This window comes from Flavobacterium sp. UBA4854 (genome assembly GCF_002399805.1).
GTDB lineage: Bacteria > Bacteroidota > Bacteroidia > Flavobacteriales > Flavobacteriaceae > Flavobacterium > Flavobacterium ginsengisoli.
This window is the reverse complement of record NZ_DHEI01000145.1, coordinates 1-7,354: the sequence shown is the minus strand read 5'-3', so window position 1 is coordinate 7,354 and position 7,354 is coordinate 1. Positions and strand designations below refer to the sequence as shown.

Genomic DNA, 7,354 nt, shown 5'->3' with positions numbered 1-7,354 from the left:
GTTTTCGTTTATTTCTTACTGAGTGCACAATACGAAAGTTACATTTTGCCATTTGCGGTATTATTATCAATTCCGTTTGGATTAGCAGGAGCGTATTTATTCTCGATTATTTTTAAATTAAATAGTAATATTTACCTGCAGATTTCCTTAATCATGCTTATCGGACTTTTGGCGAAGAACGGTATTTTGATTGTCGAATTTGCTTTGGATAGAAGAAGAAAAGGACTTCCAATTGTACAAGCTGCTATTGAAGGAGCAGTAGCGCGTTTACGTCCAATTCTGATGACTTCGTTTGCCTTTATTTTAGGATTAGTTCCGTTGATGTTTGCCAAAGGCGCAGGTGCTGTTGGTAATAAATCTATTGGTACTGGTGCCGTTGGGGGTATGTTAATCGGAACGATTTTAGGAGTATTTGTTATTCCGGTTCTGTTTATCATTTTCCAGACTTTACAAGAAAGAATAAGTGGCCCAGCGAAAGATGGTTATGATGATGACGATGACGATGAAGACGAAATTCATTTAATAGAAGCTCACAAAGAGTAAAATTTAATTACAACAAAAATGACGAATAGTTCTAATAAATATATTTTACTGGTAATAACAGCCGCACTCATTAGTGCGTGCTCTGTTACCAAGAAATACGAACGTCCCACAACTTTAAAAACAGATCAATTGTATCGTGATCAATCTGCAACCGATTCGACTACAATTGCAGACATGCCTTGGAATACTGTTTTTAAAGATGAAAAATTAAATGCATTAATTCAAAAAGGTTTAGAACAGAACCTGAATCTGAAAAATGCAATTGAGAATATTGTTCAGGCAAGAGCTTCTTTGCGTCAGAGTAAATTGGCTTATTACCCAAGTTTGCAGTTGGACGCCAATGTAACGCATAACAAGCAATCTCAGGCAGGATTAAACTTTCCGGCAGGAATCAATATTAATACTTTAACAACTACTTACAAACTAGGCGTAAGCAGTTCTTGGGAAATTGATGTTTGGGGAAAATTAAGCAGTTCTAAAAGAGCGGCTTTGGCAACATACTTAGCTTCTGATGCTGCAAAACAAGCTGTTCAAACACAATTGATAGCTGATATTGCCAATAATTATTTCCTATTATTATCTTATGATGAATCGTTAAGAATTACGGAAGAAACATTAAAAACCCGTATCGAAAACGTTGAAACCATTAAAGCCTTAAAAGAAGGAGCAATTGTAACTGGTGCGGCTGTCGTTCAGAGTGAGGCCAACCAGCATGCGGCAGAAGTTTTAATTCCGGACTTGAAACAAAGCATTCGTGAAACCGAAAATGCTTTAAATATTTTACTTGGACAAGGACCTGGACCAATTGATAGAGGCGTTTTAGGAACACAGATTATTCCTGAACAAATCGCAATCGGAATGCCTGCTCAGTTATTAAACAATCGTCCAGATGTTCGTCAAGCGGAATTTAATTTCAGAGTTGCTTTTGAGTCGACTAATTTGGCTAAAACTTATTTTTACCCAAGTTTGACACTTACAGCAAGCACAGGATTTTCAAATTTAGAATTGAATGATTTCTTTAGCCATTCTATCTTTTATTCGATTATCGGAGGATTAACACAGCCTTTATTTAATCATGGTTTAAATAAAATGAGATTGACTACAGCGCAGTCACAACAATTGCAAGCATATAACAATTTCCAACAAAGTCTTTTAGTGGCTGGTCAGGAAGTTTCAAATGCTTTGTATGCGTACCAAATGGCTGTTGAGAAAGAAGATTCTAGAGCGAAACAAATCGCAGCTTTAGAAAAAGCAGTCGACTTTACGCAAGAACTTTTAGAATACAGTTCGGCAACTAACTATACAGATGTATTAACATCTCAACAAAATCTTTTAGCAGCGCAATTAAACGGGGTTAATGATAACCTGCAAAAATTGCAAGCTGTTATTAATTTGTACAGAGCGTTGGGTGGTGGTTGGAAATAATTGTTTATAATGATAAAAACCGTCTCAAAATCTGAGACGGTTTTTTGAAAAGTACGTCGTTTAAAAAACGCTCTCTGTCGATTACTTTAGTAAGTTGGTATAATGAATACTTATCACATAAATCTTTGGCATTACTTTCGATTAATATCTAGTAAGATTAACATTTAAATTCTAAAGAAATGAAAAAGTTTATATTCGCCTCAGTGCTTTTTATGAGTGCATTTTTTGCTCAAGCTCAGGTATCAGTAAATGTAAATATTGGTACACCTCCAAATTGGGGACCACAAGGTTACGACAACAGCAGATACTATTATTTGCCAGACATCGATGTATATTATGATGTAAATCAAAGCGTATTTATTTACGACAACAGCGGAAAATGGGTTCGTGAAAGAAGACTTCCGTCAAGATATAGAAACTATGATTTGTATTCAGGTTATAAAGTAGTTTTGACAGATTATAGAGGAGATTCTCCGTACTATTATCACACAAAACACAGAACTGAATATCCGAAAGGTTACCACGGAAAACCTCAAAAAAATAGAGAAGAAAAACCAAAAGGTAACAACGGAAATCATTACGGAAACGATAAAGGAAAAAACAAAGAAAATAAGTCAGACAAGAACCACGATCACGGTAATGGCAAACACCATTAAATAAACATGACTAAAAGAAAACGCCTCCAATTGGAGGCGTTTTGGATTTTTTATAGCCACTAATTTCACGAATTAACACGAATTTTTATTTTTATAAAAAGGTGTAATTTATGCTAATTCGTTGCTAAAAATGGATTGGCTCCAGCTTTAGCTGGAGGTTACTAGATTCTACATTTATTGGCTTTAGCCAAACTAGGCGCAAAAGTTTGGCTAAAGCCTTTTATTTGGATAAACAAAAAACCTCCAGCTATAGCTGGAGGTAATTGATATTAAAATATTTTTATTAAATTAAAAATTCGTATTAATTCGTGTAATTTGTGGCAAAACAAAAATCCTTTTTAATCCAAATAATCTGTGGCAAAAAACTATTCAGAAACGGTTTTCACCTTATGTCCAATAGCGCCAAAAGACAGAATAATCAAGAAACAAATTAAAGGAATAATATATCCTGACTGAATATCATCATGATTCATATCAATCAAAGTTCCCATTCCGTAAGGAATAATAGCACCGCCAACGATTGACATTACTAACCATGAAGAACCCGTTTCTGTATTCGATTTTAAGCCTTTAATTCCTAAAGAGAAAATCGTTGGAAACATAATTGACATAAAGAACCCGATTCCTCCAAGAGCGTAAATAACCACAATTCCAGAACCATAAATTGCAACTAAACATAATAAAACACTCATTACGCAGTATATGGATAATAAAACGTAATCTTTTACAAAGCGTAAAAAGAAAGTTCCAATAAAACGTCCTGCCATAAAAAGGAAACCATAGATTCCTAAATAGTATCCAGCAGTTTTTTCGTCTAATCCTGCACCTTGTTGCGCAATTCTGATAAAGAAACTCGTAATACAAACCTGTGCGCCAACATAGAAAAATTGAGCTACAACACCCCAACTTAAATGTCTGAATTTTAAAACCGAGAAAAATCCAGGTTTAATTTCAGCTTCAGTATGAGTTGCTTTCATTGAGGGTAATTGTACAAAATAGAAAATAATAGCAACCAATACTAAAATGCTTCCTAATACAATATAAGGCATTTTTACAGAAGCCGCTTCGCCCAATAAGTAAGCCGCCTTTTCAGCCTCTGGCATTGCTGCCATTTGTTCTTTTGTATGATTTGTTCCAGATAAGATAAATAGCGAACCCACAATAGGAGCAACCATGGCAGCCAATCCGTTGAAAGAAGCTGCTAAATTCAATCTTTTAGAAGAAGATTCAGCAGGTCCTAAAATTGCTGCATATGGATTTGCACTGGTTTCTAAGATTGTTAAACCACATCCAATTACAAACAAGGCAAATAAGAATAACTCATAAGTTCTAGTATTAGCCGCGGGAACAAATAAGAATGCTCCAATTGCAAAAACTAATAAACCTGTGATAATACTGTTTTTATAACCAAATCTTTTAATCAACATTCCTGCAGGAATTGCCATTATAAAATAGGCAAAGAATACAGAAGTATCAATTAAAGTAGATTGACGATTGTTTAATTCGCACGCTTTTTTTAAATGTGGAATCAAAACAGAATCTAAGTTGTGGGCCATTCCCCACAGAAAAAATAGGCATGTAACTAAAATAAAAGGCAGTAGATATTGTTTTTGATTTCCGCCTTCTGTTGGCACTTCATGTTGATCGCCGGCTTGGTTTGTAATTTGCATTTAGATAGTTTTTTTAGTTTATTTTTAGGTTCAAAGGTTCAAAGCGACAAAGGTTCAAAGTGAAGAAACCTCTGTTCCTTTGCACCTCTGAACCTTTGTCCCTAGAAGAAAATTATTTTTTCTTCACTAAAAGTAAATGATCACATACCAAAACGACTTCACCGCGTTGGTTGATGATTTCTACATGTTCTGTTACAGTTCCCATTTCTGGATTTTTAGCTTCTCCCTTTTCAGAAATAGTAATTTCGGAATGAATGGTGTCTCCGATATGAACAGGTTTTACAAAACGCATTTTGTCGTAACCTCTAGAAAAAGCTTCTGGATTTATTTCTGAAGCCGTTAATCCGATTCCTATAGCAAAAACCATCGTTCCGTGGGCGATTCTTTGTCCGAAAGGTTGTGTTTTGCACCATTCTTCGTCCATGTGGTGCGGGAAGAAATCTCCTGTGTGTCCGGCGTGAACTACGAAGTCAGTTTCTGTGATTGTTCTGCCTAAAGTTACTCGTTTGTCGTCGATTTGATAATCTTCGAAAAAAGTCGATTTAAAATACATATTCTAGATATTTTTATCGGTCTGGCTCTTTCAAATAAATGTCAAAAGATATTTATTTTGAGACGGACTGAAATTTGTTTTTTTTGGTTTTGAAATATAGTGTTTTAATTACACTTCATCAAAAGAAATTCCGCCGTTTTTGTTACTTTCATAACAAGCTTCTACAACTTTCATCGTCCCCAAAACATCTTGGACACTTGCAGACAATATTGAGTCAGAACCTTCTTTGTAACGCATCAGATTAGACATTGCACCAATAAAAGCTTCTGGAAACCAAGAACCGTCTAATTTAACTTCTGTCCATTCGTATTCATTTTCATTATCTTTTTTGGGCAATGCATACTCAAAAACGTCTGGTAAACCGTCAGGATAATTCATTAACAAGCCCATTTTTGCTTTAACAGCGCCCTTTGTTCCTTCCCATTTGATGTAGCTTTCTTCGTGTTTTGGACCAAAATGATGATCATGATTCGTATTGATGACAACGTGCTTATCTTCGCCATAATCCAAAATAATAGTAGATCGGCTTGAAGATAATTTTTTAAGCGGATGTTTCGCCGTTTTTGCCAATACACTTTTAGGATTTCCCAGAAAAGAACGAATACAATCAATATAATGAACACTGTGAAAAAGAATCTCCAATCTAGGATGTTCTTTAATTAATGGAAATAATTCCCAAGGCGTATTTACGGTCACTTTAAATTCTAAATCGTATAATTCGCCAATAATTCCCTGATCGATTAAATATCTCGCTGCGCTTACAAAAGAGGCAAAACGCAATTGGAAATTGATTGCTGCAACTAGATTTTTTCTTTCGCAAACTGCTACAATTTCACGAGCTTGAGATAAATCATTACCCATTGGTTTCTGAATCAAAACTGCCGCTCCATCAGGCAATTGCTCTAAAATTTCAATGTATTGATCAGGTAAAACGGTAATATCGTAAACGGCATTTGAAGGCGCATTTTTAACCGCATCGGAGACACTTTCAAAAACATGATCGATTTTAAATTCTTTCTGTAAATCGTATGCTTTTGAGATTGTTCTGTTGGTAATACCAAAAACTTTAAATCCAGCCATTTCATAAGCAGGAAGATGCGCATCTTTTACAATACCGCTTGCTCCAATAATCACAATGGGCTGTTCTGTTTGGGGAAGTAAAGGTTTATAGGGAATATTCATTTGTTCTATATTTTGAAATTAAGCCTGCCAATTTTAATTCTTGAGAGAGCTGTGTAATGTTGTTCCTTGACTTAATTCTCTTATTTTCTTTTGAGTTTCTTCTAAAAGTATATCAGATGAAATATCAGTTTCAATAGCTTTTAAAACCACGCCATCAATAAGTTCAGCTACTTTTGGCCAGATTGGTGTTTGAGGCAGTGTTAATGCATTTTCATGAAGCATTTCCAGTTTATGATAAAATGGAATTAAAGTATTAATTTCTGCATCTTTCCAAGTTGATTTCCTGCATCCGATTCCGCCTTCTGTAGTCAATAATTTGTCACTTTCTGGTGTTGTGGCAAATCGTAAAAAATCATAAGCCAGTTTTTTGTGTTTGCTTCCAGAACCAATGGTATACAACCAATATACATTCAATGAAGCTGTCTTATGACCTGGATCGGATGGGAGGGAAGTGATATCGATTTTTCCTTTCACTTTCGATTCTTCGATTACTTCTGCCATAGAAGCAAATCCGAACCAGTTGATCGCCATTGCAGCTTGTCCTTCGGCGAAAGCCAAACCTGCTTCAACTGAACCAAATTCTCTCGATTTTGGATGAACCGCATTTTTGTCATTGACCATTTTTCTGTAAAAATCCAATGCTTTTATTGCCGCTTCATTATGAATGTCAATCTGATTTTTTTTGTTTAATAAAGAACCTCCACGTGTCCATAATTGCAGACAGAAGTCAAAAACCATATTGTGTCCGTCTGGATAATTGGCAAAAACAGCACCGTATAAATTTTGTTCGGGACGATTAAAAAATGTGGCAATTTCTGAAAATTCCTGCCAAGTTTTTGGTGTAGCAAGTTCGTAACCAAACTGTTTTTTAAAATTCTCTTTTTCTGTTTTGTTTTCGAATAAATCTTTTCTGTAAATCAGACATTCTGGACCGTCGTGAAAAGGAAGTCCGAAAATGCCGTTACTTAGTTTCTGCAAATGCAAAAGTGATTTATGCCATCCAAAAGGATAATTTTCTGGCGGATTTTCTCCAATTAATGAAAACAAATTAAGAACCGCATTTTCGTTTGCAGCATCAAAAATCCAATCGGTATTGATATGGGCAATATCCCATTTTCCTTCTTTTAAACCCTTTTCTGAAATCGTGGTTTCATATAAATCATGAAGTTCCAATGCAACCATTTCGGCTTCAATTTTTATATTGTTTTGAAGTGAAAACGCATCCCATAATTTTCGAAGTGTACTTTCGAAAGGATCGAATTTACGAACGGCGATTCTAATTTTTTCCATTAACAGTCTATAAATTCTTTAATAATTTTCTCGTT

7 protein-coding genes are annotated in these 7,354 nt (G+C 35.1%); 3 read left to right on the top strand and 4 right to left on the bottom strand.

From position 1 onward, the window contains the following. From B3J44_RS21160 to B3J44_RS21150, 3 genes are all read left to right on the top strand, one after another. A partial coding sequence (locus tag B3J44_RS21160) for an efflux RND transporter permease subunit (protein WP_286971261.1) occupies window positions 1–543 on the top strand: 543 nt, incomplete at its 5' end. Between the two features lie 18 nt (window positions 544–561). Beyond that, a complete protein-coding gene (locus tag B3J44_RS21155) occupies window positions 562–1,968 on the top strand; it encodes an efflux transporter outer membrane subunit (RefSeq protein ID WP_286971259.1) in 1,407 nt (468 codons plus the stop codon). A gap of 179 nt (window positions 1,969–2,147) precedes the next feature. Further along, window positions 2,148–2,624 (top strand): hypothetical protein, encoded by a 477-nt coding sequence (locus B3J44_RS21150; RefSeq protein WP_286971258.1) that lies wholly within the window; start codon window positions 2,148–2,150, stop codon window positions 2,622–2,624. Between the two features lie 365 nt (window positions 2,625–2,989). Here B3J44_RS21150 and fucP read toward each other — a convergent pair whose 3' ends face one another. From fucP to B3J44_RS21130, 4 genes are all read right to left on the bottom strand, one after another. Beyond that, window positions 2,990–4,294, bottom strand: coding sequence for an L-fucose:H+ symporter permease (gene fucP / locus B3J44_RS21145; protein ID WP_286971257.1), 1,305 nt, complete (start codon window positions 4,292–4,294; stop codon window positions 2,990–2,992). A 112-nt stretch (window positions 4,295–4,406) separates the two neighbouring features. Beyond that, window positions 4,407–4,847: a MaoC/PaaZ C-terminal domain-containing protein gene (locus B3J44_RS21140; protein ID WP_276173181.1), complete on the bottom strand. Its 441-nt coding sequence runs from the start codon at window positions 4,845–4,847 to the stop codon at window positions 4,407–4,409. 108 nt (window positions 4,848–4,955) lie between these two features. Beyond that, window positions 4,956–6,029: a Gfo/Idh/MocA family protein gene (locus tag B3J44_RS21135; protein ID WP_286971256.1), complete on the bottom strand. Its 1,074-nt coding sequence runs from the start codon at window positions 6,027–6,029 to the stop codon at window positions 4,956–4,958. A 33-nt stretch (window positions 6,030–6,062) separates the two neighbouring features. Next, window positions 6,063–7,319: an extracellular solute-binding protein gene (locus B3J44_RS21130; RefSeq protein ID WP_286971255.1), complete on the bottom strand. Its 1,257-nt coding sequence runs from the start codon at window positions 7,317–7,319 to the stop codon at window positions 6,063–6,065. Between the last annotated feature and the right edge of the window lie 35 nt (window positions 7,320–7,354).